Genomic DNA, 16252 nt, shown 5'->3' with positions numbered 1-16252 from the left:
AGCAGCACTGCTTGGGAGATGGGTATGTCAACAGAAGCTGAACACACCGTGGGACAGGATTGGCAGGAGGACGTATTCCGCGTGCTCAAGGCCCACGACGTCAAACACGTGGTCTTCGTACCGGATGCAGGCCACTCGGCGGCGATCCGTATGTCCTATGCGGATCCGGACATCAAGGCCGTCGTCCTCACCACCGAAGAAGAAGGCATCGGCTACCTGGCAGGTGCGTGGCTAGGTGGTGAGCGCGGCGCTCTCCTGATGCAGTCCAGCGGCGTCGGTAATTGCATCAACACCCTCGCCCTGCAAGTCTGCGCCGGCTTTCCGCTGTTAATGGTCGTCACCATGCGCGGCGACTGGGCCGAGTTCAACGCGTGGCAGAACCCGATGGGGCAAGCCACCGAAGCCTCCCTGAACCTGATGAAGGTCATGACCTGGCGCGCAGACGTTCCAGAAGACGTCGCCCCGCTGCTGCACGGTGCCGCGACCATGGCCTTCAACGGCGATTCGTCCACTGCCCTGCTGCTCGGCCAGCGCCTGATTGGAGAAAAAAAATGGGTCAAGTAAGCGCAAACCACACCCTGTGCCGCCGCGAAGTGGTCAAGGCCTTGCTGGCCGACCGCAAAGACGTGTTGGTCGTGACCGGCCTGGGCTCTGCGTCCTATGACGTCATGGCTGCCGGTGACCATGATCTGAATTATTACCTGTGGGCTGCCATGGGCAGCGCAATCACTGTGGGGCTGGGCCTGGCAAATGCGCAGCCAGACAAATCGGTGGTGGTGGTCACCGGTGACGGCGAGTTGCTCATGGGCTTTGGTGCCCTGGCCACGGTAGCGCTGCAAAAGCCCGCCAACCTGACTATCGCGGTGCTGGATAACGGTCACTTTGGTGAAACCGGCATGCAAGTCAGCCACGCCGGTTTTGGTATCTCACTGGACCAGGTCGCCAAGACTTGCGGCTTCAGCTGGACCGATGAAATCCGGGACATGGAAGGCGTACACGACTTGCGGGAGCGCTTTGCGACACGCGATGGCGTCAAGCTCGCGACGATCAAGATCAAAGCGGAAAACCCGCCACGGGTACTGCCGCCGCGTGATGGTCACTACGTCAAGAATCGCTTTCGTGCTGCGCTGGGTTTCAACCCGATCTGATTGCGCCATACCCGGACCCGGTCACGCAGGGCTGATGCCGTGCGTGACGCGTTGAGGAGAATAATAATGACTGACCGTATCTCTGAAGAACTCAATGCCATCCGCGAGGGCGTACGCGCTCTTTGCGCTGAATTCGATGCGGCTTACTGGCGTAAAGTCGATGAGGAAAAAGGCTTTCCGGAAACCTTCGTCAAGGCCCTGACCGACGCCGGTTGGCTGGCAGCAATGATTCCTGTCGAATATGGAGGCTCTGGCCTGGGGCTGGCCGAGGCCTCGGTGATCCTCGAAGAAGTAAACCGCTGCGGCGGCAACTCCGGCACCGTTCACGGGCAGATGTACAACATGTTCACCCTGCTGCGTCACGGCAGCGAGGCACAGAAAAGCTACTACCTGCCCAAACTGGCCAACGGTGAATTGCGCCTGCAATCAATGGGTGTAACCGAGCCCACCACCGGCACCGACACCACAAAGATAAAGACCACCGCCGTGCGCAAAGGTGACAAGTACGTCATCAACGGGCAGAAGGTATGGATCTCACGCGTCCAGCATTCCGATCTGATGATTCTGCTGGCGCGTACGACTCCTTTGGCTGATGTGAAGAAAAAGTCCGAGGGCATGTCGATCTTCCTCGTGGACCTGCGTGAAGCCATCGGTAACGGCATGACCGTGCAGCCGATCGCCAACATGGTCAACCACGAAACCAACGAGTTGTTCTTCGACAACCTGGAAATTCCTGCCGACAGCCTCATCGGCGAAGAAGGCAAAGGTTTCCGCTACATCCTGGACGGACTGAATGCCGAACGCACGCTGATCGCAGCCGAATGCATTGGCGACGGCCGCTGGTTTATCGAAAAGGCCAGCGCCTATGCGCGTGATCGCATCGTGTTCGGACGCCCTATCGGGCAGAACCAAGGCGTGCAGTTCCCCATCGCTGAAGCACACATTGAAATCGAAGCGGCTGACCTGATGCGCTGGCGTGCTTGCGAGGAATACGACGGCGGCATCAACGCTGGGGCCAGCGCCAACATGGCCAAGTACCTGGCGGCGAAAGCCTCTTGGGAAGCCGCGAACGCTTGCTTGCAGACCCACGGCGGTTTTGGTTTTGCCTGCGAGTACGACGTCGAGCGTAAATTCCGCGAAACCCGTCTGTATCAGGTTGCTCCCATCTCCACCAACCTGATCCTGTCGTACGTTGCCGAACACCTGCTCGAACTGCCGCGCTCCTTCTAAAGGATCAGCGTAAAGCCCAGTGCGTTTGCTTAAGCAGGCGCGACTGGGGAGCCATGACAAGAGAGATAATAATCATGAGCCAACCCAACGGCCTCCGTCCGCTCGATGGCATTACCGTCGTCAGCCTTGAACATGCCATTGCAGCACCTTTCTGCACCCGACAACTGGCCGATCTCGGCGCACGTGTCATCAAGGTCGAACGCCCCGGCACAGGCGACTTCGCCCGGGGCTACGACCAACGCGTCAACGGCCTCGCCTCGCATTTCGTCTGGACCAATCGCTCGAAAGAAAGCCTGACCCTCGACCTGAAACAAGAGTCGGCCACCGAGGTGCTGGACAGTTTGCTGGCTACGGCCGATGTCCTGGTGCAGAACCTGGCGCCGGGTGCGGCTGCACGAATGGGGCTTTCATTTGAGGCGTTGCATCAGCGGTTTCCGCGCCTGATCGTTTGTGACATTTCAGGCTATGGCGCAGGCGGCCCCTATGAAAAGAAAAAGGCTTATGACCTGTTGATCCAGAGTGAAGGCGGATTCCTGTCCGTCACCGGAGGCCCCGGCGATGAAGAAATGGCCAAGGCCGGTTGCTCAATTGCTGACATCGCGGCCGGCATGTACGCCTACACCGGAATTCTATCTGCCTTGCTGTTGCGTGGGCGCACCGGCGAAGGTAGCCACCTCGATGTGTCGATGCTGGAAAGCCTGGTCGAGTGGATGAACTACCCGATGTACTACGCCTACAACGGCGCGCCTCCGCCACCTCGAGCAGGCGCCGCGCACGCCACGATCTACCCCTATGGCCCCTTCCCCATCGGTGACGGCTCCACAGTCATGCTGGGTTTACAGAATGAGCGCGAATGGCAGCTGTTTTGCGACAAGGTACTGCTGACGCCTGAACTGGCGAAAGACGAACGTTTCTCTGCCAACTTCAAGCGCGTCGAAAACCGCCAAGCGCTGCGGGCACTCATCGTTGAATCGTTCTCCACACTCAATTTCGATGCAGTGTTTGATCGGTTGGAGCATGCGCAAATTGCCAACGCTCGGGTCAACGACATGCAAGGTGTCTGGGACCATCCGCAACTTCAGGCTCGTGATCGTTGGCGAGACGTCGAGACCCCTGCAGGCACCGTTCCTGGCTTGATACCTCCCGGTAGCAACAGCGCATTCGAGCCACGTATGGATGCCGTACCGGGCCTCGGTCAGCACACCGAACAGGTTCTAAGGGAACTGGGGCTGGGCACGGATCGCATTGACCAAATGCGCACAGCCGGGGCGATTTAGTCTTGATCTGAAAACAAAAAGCCTGCCTGCAACGATCAATGATTTTCGAGAGAACACTGCCCAATGAAGATCCTGGTAGCTGTCAAACGCGTTGTGGATTACAACGTCAAGGTTCGCGTCAAGGCGGACAATTCCGGCGTTGACCTCGCCAACGTCAAGATGTCGATGAACCCGTTCTGCGAAATCGCCGTTGAAGAATCCGTACGCCTGAAAGAACTCTCTATAAAAGAAGGGCGCGTTGCGACTGAAATCGTCGTCGTCTCCGTCGGCCCGTCCACCGCTCAAGAGCAACTGCGCACTGCGCTGGCTCTGGGTGCGGACCGTGCCATCCTCGTCGAATCCGCTGAAGATCTGACTTCCCTGGCCGTTGCCAAGCTGCTCAAGGCTGTTGTCGACAAGGAACAGCCTCAGCTGGTGATCCTTGGCAAACAAGCCATCGACAGCGACAACAACCAGACTGGCCAGATGCTCGCTGCATTGAGCGGCTACGGTCAGGGCACCTTCGCATCGAAAGTCGAAGTGTCCGGCGACACCGTTGCCGTGACCCGCGAAATCGACGGCGGCGCGCAGACAGTTTCCCTGAAACTGCCGGCCATCGTCACCACCGACCTGCGTTTGAACGAGCCGCGCTACGCGTCCCTGCCAAACATCATGAAAGCCAAGAAGAAGCCTCTCGAAGTGCTGACTCCGGACGCTTTGGGCGTTTCCACCGCCTCCACCAACAAGACCGTGAAAGTCGAAGCGCCAGCTGCACGCAGCGCGGGTATCAAGGTCAAGTCGGTGGCTGAACTGGTCGAGAAACTGAAAAACGAAGCGAAGGTGCTTTGAGTTAAGGAGCCAGAAATGACTATCTTGGTTATAGCGGAACACGACAACAAAATAGTGGCCCCGGCCACACTGAACACCGTGGCTGCCGCTGCCAAAATCGGTGGTGATATCCACGTGCTGGTTGCAGGTCAGGGCGTTGGCGCCGTGGCTGAAGCCGCAGCGAAAATCGCTGGCGTGGCGAAAGTGCTGGTGGCCGACAACGCCGCCTACACGCACCAACTGCCGGAAAACGTCGCGCCTCTGGTTGCTGCTCTTGCCCATGAAGGCGGGGGCAAGGGCTACAGCCACATCCTGGCTGCCGCCACGTCCAACGGCAAAAACATCCTGCCGCGGGTTGCCGCTCAGCTGGACGTTGACCAGATCTCCGAGATCATCTCGGTTGAAAGCGCTGATACCTTCAAGCGTCCGATCTACGCGGTACACGCCATCGCCACCGTTCAATCGAACGCTGCCGTGAAAGTCATCACCGTGCGTGCTACCGGTTTCGACCCGGTTGCAGCCGAAGGTGGCTCCGCTGCAGTTGAAGCGGTTGCTGCTGCGCACGACGCTGGCACTTCGAGCTTCGTCGGCGAAGAGCTGGCCAAGTCCGATCGTCCTGAACTGACCGCTGCCAAGATCGTCGTTTCCGGCGGTCGCGGCATGCAGAACGGCGACAACTTCAAACACCTGTACGCGCTGGCTGACAAGCTGGGCGCTGCCGTCGGTGCTTCGCGCGCCGCGGTCGACGCAGGTTTCGTACCCAACGACATGCAGGTCGGTCAGACCGGCAAGATCGTTGCTCCACAGCTGTACATCGCCGTCGGTATCTCCGGCGCGATCCAGCACCTGGCCGGCATGAAAGACTCCAAAGTGATCGTTGCGATCAACAAGGACGAAGAAGCGCCGATCTTCCAGGTGGCCGATTACGGCCTGGTGGCAGATCTTTTTGAAGCGATTCCAGAAATGGCTGCCCTGGCCTGATCACTGACCGACTGGAGCAAAGAATATGAGCAACAGTTCCGATTTTTCCCCTTGGATTGGACGACGTCAGGAAAGCCAGGACCGGATAAGTTTCACTCTGGTCAGACGTATTGCCGCGACATTGGGCGAGTCGACTCCACAACCCGGCGAGCCGCTGCCGCCCCTGTGGCACTGGGCATTTTTTCAGGATCCGGTGGGTGCCAGCGGGCTGGGGCCGGATGGCCATCCTGCGTTGGGGGGCTTTTTGCCGCCGGCCCATAACCGCAATCGCATGTGGGCGGGCAGCCGCATTGAGTTTTACCAGGCGTTAAAAGTGGAGGCTGACGTGACCTGTGTATCAACCATCCTCAACGTCGAGGAGAAGCACGGTCGCACGGGATTCTTATTGTTCGTCACGGTACGTCACGAGTTTTTCCAGGACGGCGAACTCGCCCTTCAAGATGAACAGGACATTGTTTACCGCGAACCTACCCCGCCTAAACTGCAAGGCACCGAAACGCTACCTGAAGGCCAATGGCAGGAACGGATAGAGCCCACTCCAACTCTGCTGTTCCGCTATTCCGCAGTCACCTTCAATGGTCACCGCATTCACTATGACTGGCCGTATGTGACAGAAACCGAAGGTTATCCGGGGCTTGTGGTACATGGTCCATTGATCGCCACATTGAACTTGCGTGCCTTCACCAAAGCGCATCCGACGGCGCGCCTGGAGCGTTTCACTTTCCGTGGAGTAAGACCGCTAATTTCACCTCAACCTTTCGAGGTGGGCGGACGCTTGATCGAAAATGGCAAGGCGCAGGTCTGGGCAGGCAATCAGGACGGCACAGCACAGATCGGAGAAATTGAGTTCAGCAATGGAGCAACGACATGAGCAAATCAATTGTTCGATCCGCCCTTTTTGTGCCGGCCACTCGACCAGAGCGCATCCAAAAAGCTATCGCCACCGGTGCTGATCGCGCCATCGTTGACCTGGAAGATGCAGTACAAGAAAACTTCAAGGAGCAGGCCAGGGACAATCTTGATTCTTTCCTGAGCGAAAACCCGGATGCACGGATTCTGGTCCGTGTGAATGCCCCGGGTCACTGGGCGCATGTTGCGGACCTGGACCTTTGCAGACGCCACGCCGGCGTGATTGGAATACTGCTACCCAAAGCAGAAACTGCGGCACAGGTAACCACTGCTGCTGGTACCGAAAAATCGATCTGGCCAATCATCGAGAGCGCCAAGGGTTTGGCTGCAATTAACGAGATTGCCAGCACTCAAGGCGTTGAGCGCTTGTCGTTCGGTAGTCTGGATCTGGGTCTGGACCTGAACCTGACTACAGGCAGTCCAGCCGCTGAAGAAATTCTTAGCCATGCTCGCTACGCCGTTTTACTCGCGACTCGAATTGCCGAACTCGCTCCAGCGCTGGACGGGGTGTTTCCCTCGATCCAAGACACCGTTGGGTTGCTAGGCGCGGTGCAATATGCACGCGACATGGGCTTTGGTGGCGCGCTGTGTATCCATCCAAACCAGGTCGCGATCATTCATCAGGCGTTAAAACCCAGCCTGGAAGAGTTGCACTGGGCGCAACGCATTATCGAAGCCGCCCGTTCGGGCGAAGGCGTTTTCGTGCTGGATGGGCAAATGGTCGATGCACCAGTCATTGGTCGCGCGCAATCCATCATGGCTCGCGCGACCTGACTCGACGCCGACGCTTTTGCTTTAAAGCCATGCATCCCTCCCCGCCACGCAGGACGGTGTCATGACTAACGTTTCAACAATAAGCAAGTCGCCAGCCCAGCGAGCACGGCCGCTGAGCCAAAGATGGGCGAGTCAGAAAAAGACTCGCCTCACCCTTATGAGGAGCTTTTGATGCGTGTCTTCCCTGCAATGCTGGGCGTTACTCTGACTGCGGCGCTAACCTTCACGCCAGTGATGGCTGCCGAACTCACCGGTACACTTAAAAAAATCAAGAACTCGGGGACCATAACCCTGGGCCACCGAGACTCTTCAATTCCGTTCTCCTACATCGCCGACGCTTCCGGCAAACCAGTTGGCTACTCCCATGACATCCAGTTGAAAATTGTCGACGCTATCAAGCAAGAACTTGAGATGCCCGAGCTGAACGTGCGGTACAACCTGGTGACGTCACAAACACGCATCCCGCTTGTGCAAAACGGTACTGTCGATCTGGAGTGCGGTTCTACTACCAATACCGCAGAGAGAGCGCAGCAAGTCGAATTTTCAGTCGGCATCTTCGAAGCCAGCACTCGACTGTTGGTCCGGAAGGATTCGATTTACCAAGATTTTGACCATCTCAATGGCAAGAACGTCGTGACCACTGCTGGCAGCACTGCCGAGCGGATGCTCAAGGTCATGAACGCCGATAAAAAGATGGATATGAACGTCATCTCTGCCAAAGACATTGGCGAGGCTTACCAGATGCTCGAATCCGGTCGTGCCATTGCTTTTATGCAAGATGACGCATTGCTGGCAGGCGAGATGGCCAAAGCTAAAAAACCAGAAGACTGGATGGTCACAGGAACGCCCCAATCCAATGAAATCTATGGCTGCACAATGCGTCGTGGCGATCCGGACCTGAAAAGAGTTGTTGATGATTCGATAAGATCCCTTTTCATCTCAGGTGAAATCAACACCATTTACGACAAATGGTTTACTCAGCCTATCCCCCCTAACGGTTTGAATCTCAAATTCCCCATGAGTGCAGAACTCAAGACAATTATTGCTAAACCCACTGACCAACCAGCGCTTATAAAACCCCAGTAATGTCGAATTGTTAAAATCGTTGGTCAACGCGCAAACGCCACCCGTAAACACTCCGATCAATGCAATGTGACCACCTATACGGCCACGATATTCAACCGCAGCAGCGTCCTTGCGACGACGAATGTCGGCACTGGTACCATTCCGCGCAGCGGATTTCGGCTGTGATCCGCTGCACGGGAGTAGGCTAGCAATAGCCTGCTTTGGACCTCGAACTATAGGCAGCCGTCGGCCAAAAGCTGACGGTGGTGACAGGCAGAAATCGGCCAAAGGCGGTCGTCCATCTAGATGTCCCGGTACACTTCCAGAAGAATCTCCAGCGGGTGCCTCAAGTTTCTGCTCGAAAAACGCTTCACTTGGCTGCGACACGAGTAGCCGGTAGCAAGTGGCTCACCTGGCATGTCCTCCGCAACCATTCGTTTCCATGACTAATCAAAAATCACCCGTGATGTCTCCTGATTACGCGCTTCATGACCATAGGTACCGGACATCCCACAGCAACCTGTCGCTTCAACACTCAGATCTAATTTCAAACGCCGAAATACCGCAACCCACTGCTTACTGCTCGCCGGAACATTGGTCTTAGCCGTACAGTGGGCCAGCAAACGAAATGTCCTTTGCATCTTGCGAATAGGGTCCTCACTCAAGCAGTCCAGTAGCCACTCCTGAGGCAACTCAACCGCGGGAGCCTTCGTCAGGCCGGCAGGCCCATGGTGCCCCTGGCTGTACGGAACTGTACCAGCGCTTTTTACACACTTTCCAGTACGAAGCGGCAGGCCGGAGGACTCCGCATTCCGGCTCTACCCATAGTGAGTGGCGTTAACTACGGTGCAGTGTGTTTGAGGTACCAGTGCTGTGTCGCATCCAAAGAAGCCGCAAAAACTCCAAGGATTTCATTGATATCCTTCTCCGTTGAGATCAACGGAGGACAGAATGCCAATGCATCTCCTATGACTCGGTTGATCATGCCACGCTCCTGGGTCTGAGAGGACAGATACCGCCCGAGTCTGCCAACAGCCTCGAAAGGCTCTTTTGTGTGCCGGTCGGCTACCAACTCAACGGCAGCAATCAACCCCACACCACGAACCTCTCCAACCACAGGATGATCAGCAAACTGCTGAAGGCCCTTGCGAAGGATAATCCCCATTTCAGCAGCATGCTGAACCAGGCCCTCCTCTTCGATAATTTTAAGATTCTCCAGGGCGACTGCAGTAGCTACCGGGTGCCCGCTACCAGTGAAGCCATGCCCTAACGTGCCGATCGACTGGCTCTGGTCGGCAATGTCTTGGTAAACAGCGTCGTTAATCAATATGGCTGCAATGGGCTGATAGGAAGACGACAGCTGTTTGGATACCACCATGACGTCTGGTTTGATATCAAAGGTCTCGCAACCGAACATATTGCCGGTGCGCCCGAAACCACAGATGACCTCGTCCGCGACAATCAAGACGTCATGCTTGCGGCACACCTTCTGGATCTTTTCCCAGTAGGTCTTCGGCGGAATGATCACACCCCCCGCTCCCATCAGCGGTTCGCCATAAAACGCTGCGACCGTCTCAGGGCCTTCCTTGATGATCAGATCATCCAGTTCTCGGGCGAGGCGATCGGCGAACTGTTCTTCTGTTTCACCTGCTCGACCATATCGGTAAAAGTGCGGGCAGCTGACATGCAGGAAGCCCGGCAGGGGAACGTCAAAACCGCGCTGATTTGCCGGCAGCCCAGTGAGGCTCGCACTTACGGTCGTGGTACCGTGATATGCGTTCTGCCGACTGATAAACTTTTTCTTGGCGGGCTTCCCCAGAGCATTGTTCCGGTACCACAAAAGCTTAACTACCGTGTCGTTTGCCTCAGAGCCGGAGTTGGTGAAAAAAACTTTGCTCATCGGCACCGGAGCCATCTCCACCAATTTTTCGGCGAGCTCGATGCTGGGACGGTGTGCCTTGCTAGAAAACACATGATAGAACGGCAGTGTACGTAGTTGCTTTTCGGCAGCCTCGATCAGCCGTTGGTTGCTGAAACCAAGCGCCACACTCCATAGGCCTGACATCGCCTCGATGTATCGCTTATTTTGATTGTCATAAACATGAACGCCTTCTCCACGCTCGATAATCAGGGGGCCATCCGCTTCATGGCGTCGAGCATCCGTATAAGGATGGAGGTGATTTTTAACATCTTTTTGTGCAAGCAAATCCGTCATGATTTTGCCTCGAAGTGAGAGAGGATTCGTTAAACCAAGGGCCGTACAGAAACCCAAATTAAATACCCAGGCAACCGCACCAGGCTCCACAGCTACAGCAACTACCTGTCGCCAATAGCCATGGAGCAAAAAGCGGCATAAACACCGTAGTCGGTGTCCGGACCTACTTGACCAGCTCAGGCTCGCCCACAGGTTATGCGCTAAACCTGTGGGAGCGAGCCCGCTCGCGAAGAGGACTTTAGGGCTGTTGCCAAAAAATCCGGATCAGAAGTAATAGCCGATGTTCATGTACAACTGGTTTTCCCACTGGTTACTACCACCAGTCCCCAGACTCTGGGTAAGGCTGCCGCCACCGATGACCGGATCATTCTTGCCATACAACCATTCCGTGGCGATCCACAGTTTGCTGACGGAGAACGAGGTACCGAAAATCATCCGTTGCGAGGTCTTGAAATCGTCCGCGGATTTATCGAAGGCGCTGTAGTTGGCGTACAGCTGCACACCGCTGATCTGATCGAACAGATACTTGCCGCTGACGTCGTAGCTCACATCCGCTACGTACAAGTTGCCGCGACTGGCGACGTTGAAGGTGCCGTCGTAACCGCCGAAAGTCACCAGTTCATCGGTACCGGGGTTGCGCGGGGACATCTGCTGTCGCGCGGCTTGAAGTTGCACGCCCCACGGGCCGTTTTTGCCAAGGTAGTGCACCGCCACGGCATTGCGCCGACCATCGTTGTTGGTGTCGCGGTTCTCCAGGGACGAGGTCAGGCCGGAAATCCCGACTTCGGACTTCCACGGCCCCAAGTCCAGCGCCTTGGCCACCCGAGGACCACTGTGTTGCGTTCCTGGTTGTTGCTGCCGTCGGTGACATAGCTGTCCGCTTCGGAGACCACGGTGGAGTAGGTGTCACCCTTGCTTGTGCCTTTACCCTGCCAGGCCGGGCGCAGGTAGTAACCGGCCTGAATATTCCAGTCGCCGCTTTGCTGGATGTACTTGGCGCCGACTTCTTCCACGTCTTCCAGTCCCACGACACTGCCCAGGGTTTGGAAGAACGTGCTGCCGAAGTACGGCTGCAAACCAAACGGCAGCTGGTTCAGGCCGACCTGGACCTGCTGGTCGGGGTTGAACTTGTAGCCGATCCACGCCATTTCGGCGAACTGGACGTCACCGACATTCTTTGTGTAGTTGTAAGGGTAGGCTCGACCGTAGAACCGGTATTTGGCCTGGCCAATCCAGGTGTCGGAGTGGTACTTGGCGCTGAGGATCGCGGTGTCGAAGTTGAACTTCTGGATGTCGCGATCCGGATCATAGTCCCAACGCGCCCGGACGGCACCGCCGAGGTCGAGGTTGTCGGTGACCTGGATCGCCATCGCGGGGGTGGCAAGGGCCCCCAACAGCGCCAGCGGGGTCAATGAGCGCAAGGCCCGGGTGGTGTTCAAGTTCATGGTCGCTCCGTCTCTTGTTTATTTTATTTTTGGCAACACTCATCCCGGCCACGGCAAAAGCGCGGTCTGGATGAAAGGGGTAGGGCCCGCCAGGACGAAGGCTGCGAACAGCGTCCAGATGCCAGCGGGCCGGGAGGGTCAGCCGCCGGCGGCGCTCAGGTTCGCTGCCGGTCCCGCTTCTCGCACCGAAGCCCCGGGCGCGGCGGCCAGCAGGGTCTGGGTGTAGTTATGCCGAGGCTGCACATGACACCTCTTCACCAAGGCTGGGACGTTCCTGACAAGCGGCGGTCGTTCATACTCCCGCATCAGCTGCGTTGCAGCTCTTCAACCACAGCGGCACAAGCACGGAAGTTATTCACCGTCCATTCTGAATTGATGAAATCCGGCCAACTGGAAAGTTTTACGATTGCCACTTCAGAAGCCGGATCGAAATAGATACTTTGCCCAAATACACCGCGCGCCGAATAGATGCCCTGCTCACTGTCCAGCACCCAGCACTGATTGCTGTAGGCGGCGCTTGGAAAGTGTTTGAGAAAGGGACCATACAGGACCTCAAAAGCAGGTGTGGAACCACGACCACAAGCACGAACAAAATCCTCTGGAACAATCTGCTCCCCGTTAAAACGTCCACCTTGCAGATACATCTGGGCAAACCGCCCCAGATCGCGCAGCGTGACACTCATCCCGCCATCGGCTAATGCGGTTCCAACACAATCGAGGGTGATATTCGCGTCTTGTTCCGTACCCAGCTTTGACCAGATCTCCCGACTCAGTAAAACGGGGAGCCGCTCACCGCAGGCCCGCTCACAGACCCAAGCCAACATATCGGTATCCACTGAGCGATACTCAAAGAACTGACCATGTTCACGGTCTTTGCCCAGTGACTTCAACAAACCATAAATGCTGTCTGGAGACGTACGCTCTCCCCGTTCACGCCAGCCCGAGGCGATATCCAACTGGATGAATTCAGCATCCGGATCGGTGTAGTCCTCCCTGAATCTCACCCCCGTACGCATATCCAGCAAATCCTGTACCCGGACGTCGCCATAACCGCTTGCCGAAAGCTCGGGCACATAATGGCTGACCGGCGCTTGGGGATCGATTCTGCCCTGACCGATCAACCTGCCGACCAGGCTGCCGATGATGGTCTTGGATACCGACTGCAACAGATGCAACGTGTGCGGCTGCATACCGTTGAAGTACTGCTCCGAAACCACCTTGCCTCGGTGGAGCACTAAAAAGCCATCGGTATAGCTGTCGGTCAGAAACGTCGCCAGGTCAGTTTGACCACCGTCGACCCGCTGGAAACGTACGTCGTCCAGTGAGCGTTCGTCGCGCTCGAGTTCGGTGACCGGCCCGGAACTGCGATGAATAGCGGCCACCGGAAACAGCTGGCTCATGTGCTGGAACGACCAGCGGTTATAGGGCGGACTGTCCCAGTTATGCAGGCCAACTTGCTTTTCCCGGGGCGGCGGATAGCCCTGCATCAGCCTTAAGTCCTGATAACCGACGCCGGGAGCGGTCATGTCTTTTTTATTGTACATAGGGGTTCAGCTCTCATCGTTCAGAGGGTGGTGGCAAGAAAAGCGGTGGCCGTGATCCAGGGTCTCGGCTGGCACCTCTCGGCGACAACGATCACTGGCCCGCGGACAACGGGGCGCGAAGTGGCACCCGGCAGGCCGGTTCAAGGGGCTGGGGATCTCTCCACTCAGGATTTGCAACTGGTCACGGCGCTCCGGGTCGATGGAGGGCACTGAATTGAGCAGCGCACGCGTGTAGGGATGACGCGGTCGGCCGAACACCTGCTCCACCGGTCCGGCCTCGACGATGCGCCCCAAGTACATCACCAGCACCTGCTGCGCCAGATACTCGACCGTTGCAAGGTCGTGGCTGATAAACAGGTAGCTCAGGCCATTGTCGGTCTGCAGCGTCTTGAGCAGTTGCAGCACCTGGGCCTGGACCGACACGTCGAGCGCCGCCGTAGGCTCATCGAGAATCAGCAGTTTTGACTCCAGCGCCAGGGCCCGGGCGATAGCGATACGCTGCAACTGGCCACCGGAGAATTCATGGGGATAGCGCTCCATGTGCTCCTCGCCCATCCCTACATTTCCCAGCAGTGTGAGAATGCGCGCGCGCAAGGCGCTACCGCGCAAACCAAAGGCAACCTTCAGCGGCTCGGCAACAATCGCCTTGATCGTCATTTTCGGGTTCAGCGAGGCGTACGGGTTCTGGAACACCATACTCAAGCTCCTGCCCCGCGCCCTGGCATCAGTGGGCAGCGGCCGACCTTCAACCAGAATTTGCCCACTATCGGCTGGCAGCAGACCGAGCAAGGTCGCGGCCACCGTACTTTTGCCACAACCGGATTCCCCCACCAGCGCGACTGTCTCACCGACCTGTACCTCCAGGCTGATGTGGTCGATGGCGGTCGTCAGGCCGTCGCGGGTGGCGAAGGTCTTGTGCAGCTGATTGACGCTCAGCAGTGCGGGCTGTTTGTTGTTATTCATAACCGTTTACCTTTCAAAGAAGCCTCACACCTTGACCAATATGTTGTGGCAAGCTGCCCAGTGCTCCTTGCCGATGACAACCCTCGGCGCAGCGTGATTGCAGCGTCCGGTGGCGCGTTCACAACGTGGGTTGAAGGCACAGCCAGCCGGGGGAGCCGCCATGTTCGGCACCTGCCCCGGGATGAAGCCCAGGGGCTGGGGTCCCTGCCCCAACTTTGGCACGGTGCCCATCAACTTCAGGGTGTAGGGATGTGCAGGTCGCTTGAACACCTCGCCCACCGGGCCGCTCTCCACCACTTCGCCGGCATACATCACCGCCACCCGGTCACAGAGCGAAGCCACTACTCCCAGGTTGTGGGTGATAAACAGAATCGCCAGGTCCTGCTCCCGTGCCAGCTTGCGCAGCAGAGCGATGATCTGCGCCTGCACGGTGACGTCCAGCGCCGTGGTCGGCTCATCGGCGATCAGCAGTTTCGGCCGACAGGCCAGCGCCATGGCAATCACCACTCGCTGCAACTGACCGCCAGACATCTGGTGCGGGTACTTGGCTAGCGCCAGAGGGGGGTCGGGCATGCTCACCGCTTCCAGCGAGCTCAGCGCCTCGGCGCGGATTTGTGCCTTACTCAGTTGTCGATGGCAGCCGATGACATCGAACATCTGCCGCCCGATGGTGAAGAACGGGTTGAGCGCCTTCATCGGATTCTGGAAGATCATCGCCGCGCCACCGCCACGCAAAACCGCCAACTGCGATGCCGATGCGCCGTTGACCTGCTGTCCGGCGACCCTGACACTGCCTCCCAGCCGAGCGGCCTCAGGCATCAATCCAAGGCAGGACATGGCCGTCATAGACTTGCCCGAGCCCGACTCCCCCACCAACCCGAGGATCTCGCCGCGCCTTACCTTAAGGTCGATGCCGCGTACGGCCTTTACGGTCTTGAACAAACCAGGGAAGGACACCGTCAGCCCTTCCACTTCCAGCACCAGGTCTTGAGCTGCGTCGTTATTCGAAGCGGCGAGACGCTCGATAGCAGAATATTGCAAGGATTCGTCGATCATCAGCGCGTCCCCTTCTTTGGATCAAGCACATCGCGCAGCCCGTCACCCACCAGGTTGACGGCCAGCACCAGGACAAAAATCGCCACTCCGGGAAACAGCACCGTCCAGGGATTCTCGAGTAACTGCGAGCGCGACGCTGAGGCCATCAGCCCCCATTCGATCATGGGCGGCTTGGCCCCCAGCCCGATAAAGCTCAGCGAGGCAGCGGCGAGAATGGTGTAACCAAAGTCCATGGAACCCTGCACGATCACAGGCGTGGTGGCATTGGGCAGTACATGGCGAAGCAAGATACGGCCGTGACTGACGCCCATGGAACGGGCGGCATGGATATAGGTTTCTGAACGAACCCGTACTACCGCACCGCGCATGATCCTCGCGTACCAGGGAAACCAGGAGACAGCGAGCGCTAACATGGCGTTGGCCAATCCCGACCCCAGCGCAGCGGTGATAGCGATCGGCAACAACAGCGGCGGAAAGGCCAGGAACACATCTGAGAAACGCATCAGCAGCGTATCAACTCGACCACCGAAGTAACCGGAAACAAGCCCAATCGGAATACCGATCAGCATCGCAATCAGAGTCACGCTCACTCCGATGATCAGCGAGGTGCGTGCGCCATAAAGCACCCGTGAAAGAATGTCGCGACCAAACTCGTCGGTGCCCATCCAGTGTGCCCAGTTGGGTGCCAGCAATTTCTGGGAAAAGACAATCTTGTTTGGCTCATAAGGTGCAAGCCAGGGGGCGAAGACTGCCGCCAGGATGATCAGCAGCAATAACAGCGCGCCGAATACAAACAACTTGTTATCGCTGGCAAACGCCATGGCCTTGATACGCCATG

General features: G+C 57.5%; 14 protein-coding genes and 2 pseudogenes. 9 read left to right on the top strand and 7 right to left on the bottom strand.

What is annotated here, in order from left to right; all coding sequences use genetic code 11:
* Positions 1-24: 24 nt before the first annotated feature.
* From K5K95_RS22575 to K5K95_RS22535, 9 genes are all read left to right on the top strand, one after another.
* Positions 25-564: a thiamine pyrophosphate-binding protein gene (locus K5K95_RS22575; RefSeq protein WP_003442221.1), complete on the top strand. Its 540-nt coding sequence runs from the start codon at positions 25-27 to the stop codon at positions 562-564.
* Positions 552-1148 (top strand): thiamine pyrophosphate-dependent enzyme, encoded by a 597-nt coding sequence (locus K5K95_RS22570; protein WP_150812760.1) that lies wholly within the window; start codon positions 552-554, stop codon positions 1146-1148. Before K5K95_RS22575 ends, K5K95_RS22570 begins: the two co-directional genes overlap by 13 nt.
* Before the next feature lie 66 nt (positions 1149-1214).
* Positions 1215-2378, top strand: coding sequence for an acyl-CoA dehydrogenase family protein (locus K5K95_RS22565; RefSeq protein ID WP_222586179.1), 1164 nt, complete (start codon positions 1215-1217; stop codon positions 2376-2378).
* Between the two features lie 74 nt (positions 2379-2452).
* Positions 2453-3655: a CaiB/BaiF CoA transferase family protein gene (locus K5K95_RS22560; RefSeq protein WP_222586178.1), complete on the top strand. Its 1203-nt coding sequence runs from the start codon at positions 2453-2455 to the stop codon at positions 3653-3655.
* Positions 3656-3718: 63 nt separating this feature from the next.
* Positions 3719-4483, top strand: coding sequence for an electron transfer flavoprotein subunit beta/FixA family protein (locus tag K5K95_RS22555; RefSeq protein ID WP_222586177.1), 765 nt, complete (start codon positions 3719-3721; stop codon positions 4481-4483).
* 15 nt (positions 4484-4498) lie between these two features.
* Positions 4499-5443, top strand: coding sequence for an electron transfer flavoprotein subunit alpha/FixB family protein (locus K5K95_RS22550; protein WP_222586176.1), 945 nt, complete (start codon positions 4499-4501; stop codon positions 5441-5443).
* A 25-nt stretch (positions 5444-5468) separates the two neighbouring features.
* The gene (locus tag K5K95_RS22545; protein WP_222586175.1) at positions 5469-6314 is read left to right on the top strand and encodes a MaoC family dehydratase N-terminal domain-containing protein; all 846 of its coding nucleotides are present in this window, start codon (positions 5469-5471) and stop codon (positions 6312-6314) included.
* A complete protein-coding gene (locus tag K5K95_RS22540; protein ID WP_222586174.1) occupies positions 6311-7126 on the top strand; it encodes an HpcH/HpaI aldolase/citrate lyase family protein in 816 nt (271 codons plus the stop codon). The genes K5K95_RS22545 and K5K95_RS22540 overlap by 4 nt, the downstream gene beginning before the upstream one ends.
* A gap of 171 nt (positions 7127-7297) precedes the next feature.
* Positions 7298-8212, top strand: a complete 915-nt coding sequence (locus tag K5K95_RS22535; protein WP_222590393.1) for a transporter substrate-binding domain-containing protein — start codon at positions 7298-7300, stop codon at positions 8210-8212.
* Between the two features lie 281 nt (positions 8213-8493).
* On the opposite strand, the pseudogene K5K95_RS33215 reads toward K5K95_RS22535, so the two are convergent.
* The 7 genes and pseudogenes from K5K95_RS33215 to K5K95_RS22505 form a co-directional block, all read right to left on the bottom strand.
* Positions 8494-8952: pseudogene (locus K5K95_RS33215) on the bottom strand (hypothetical protein); the annotation flags it as partial.
* 80 nt (positions 8953-9032) lie between these two features.
* Entirely contained in the window at positions 9033-10406 is a 1374-nt protein-coding gene (locus K5K95_RS22530) for an aspartate aminotransferase family protein (protein WP_222586173.1), read from the bottom strand.
* A 264-nt stretch (positions 10407-10670) separates the two neighbouring features.
* Positions 10671-11851: pseudogene (locus K5K95_RS22525) on the bottom strand (hypothetical protein).
* 305 nt (positions 11852-12156) lie between these two features.
* Positions 12157-13395, bottom strand: coding sequence for a serine hydrolase domain-containing protein (locus tag K5K95_RS22520; protein ID WP_222586172.1), 1239 nt, complete (start codon positions 13393-13395; stop codon positions 12157-12159).
* A gap of 6 nt (positions 13396-13401) precedes the next feature.
* The gene (locus tag K5K95_RS22515) at positions 13402-14358 is read right to left on the bottom strand and encodes an ABC transporter ATP-binding protein (RefSeq protein WP_222586171.1); all 957 of its coding nucleotides are present in this window, start codon (positions 14356-14358) and stop codon (positions 13402-13404) included.
* Between the two features lie 24 nt (positions 14359-14382).
* Positions 14383-15414 carry an ABC transporter ATP-binding protein gene (locus tag K5K95_RS22510; protein ID WP_222586170.1) on the bottom strand — a complete coding sequence of 344 codons (1032 nt, stop codon included), beginning with the start codon at positions 15412-15414 and terminating at the stop codon, positions 14383-14385.
* Positions 15414-16235, bottom strand: a complete 822-nt coding sequence (locus K5K95_RS22505; protein ID WP_261398035.1) for an ABC transporter permease — start codon at positions 16233-16235, stop codon at positions 15414-15416. The genes K5K95_RS22510 and K5K95_RS22505 overlap by 1 nt, the downstream gene beginning before the upstream one ends.
* Between the last annotated feature and the right edge of the window lie 17 nt (positions 16236-16252).

The sequence above is a fragment of the Pseudomonas sp. DR48 genome (assembly GCF_019823085.1).
Lineage (GTDB): Bacteria > Pseudomonadota > Gammaproteobacteria > Pseudomonadales > Pseudomonadaceae > Aquipseudomonas.
The sequence above is the reverse complement of the archived record's forward strand: the minus strand, read 5'-3'. Positions and strand labels throughout refer to the sequence as shown.

Bases quoted from the DNA above. Each gene is read 5' to 3' on its own strand.
- K5K95_RS22515 (WP_222586171.1), bottom strand. From the start codon at position 14,358: ATGAATAACAACAAACAGCCCGCACTGCTGAGCGTCAATCAGCTGCAC.
- K5K95_RS22560 (WP_222586178.1), top strand. From the start codon at position 2,453: ATGAGCCAACCCAACGGCCTCCGTCCGCTCGATGGCATTACCGTCGTC.
- K5K95_RS22570 (WP_150812760.1), top strand. From the start codon at position 552: ATGGGTCAAGTAAGCGCAAACCACACCCTGTGCCGCCGCGAAGTGGTC.
- K5K95_RS22520 (WP_222586172.1), bottom strand. From the start codon at position 13,395: ATGTACAATAAAAAAGACATGACCGCTCCCGGCGTCGGTTATCAGGAC.
- K5K95_RS22535 (WP_222590393.1), top strand. From the start codon at position 7,298: ATGCGTGTCTTCCCTGCAATGCTGGGCGTTACTCTGACTGCGGCGCTA.
- K5K95_RS22555 (WP_222586177.1), top strand. From the start codon at position 3,719: ATGAAGATCCTGGTAGCTGTCAAACGCGTTGTGGATTACAACGTCAAG.
- K5K95_RS22545 (WP_222586175.1), top strand. From the start codon at position 5,469: ATGAGCAACAGTTCCGATTTTTCCCCTTGGATTGGACGACGTCAGGAA.
- K5K95_RS22540 (WP_222586174.1), top strand. From the start codon at position 6,311: ATGAGCAAATCAATTGTTCGATCCGCCCTTTTTGTGCCGGCCACTCGA.
- K5K95_RS22530 (WP_222586173.1), bottom strand. From the start codon at position 10,406: ATGACGGATTTGCTTGCACAAAAAGATGTTAAAAATCACCTCCATCCT.
- K5K95_RS22510 (WP_222586170.1), bottom strand. From the start codon at position 15,414: ATGATCGACGAATCCTTGCAATATTCTGCTATCGAGCGTCTCGCCGCT.
- K5K95_RS22575 (WP_003442221.1), top strand. From the start codon at position 25: ATGTCAACAGAAGCTGAACACACCGTGGGACAGGATTGGCAGGAGGAC.
- K5K95_RS22565 (WP_222586179.1), top strand. From the start codon at position 1,215: ATGACTGACCGTATCTCTGAAGAACTCAATGCCATCCGCGAGGGCGTA.
- K5K95_RS22505 (WP_261398035.1), bottom strand. From the start codon at position 16,235: ATGGCGTTTGCCAGCGATAACAAGTTGTTTGTATTCGGCGCGCTGTTA.
- K5K95_RS22550 (WP_222586176.1), top strand. From the start codon at position 4,499: ATGACTATCTTGGTTATAGCGGAACACGACAACAAAATAGTGGCCCCG.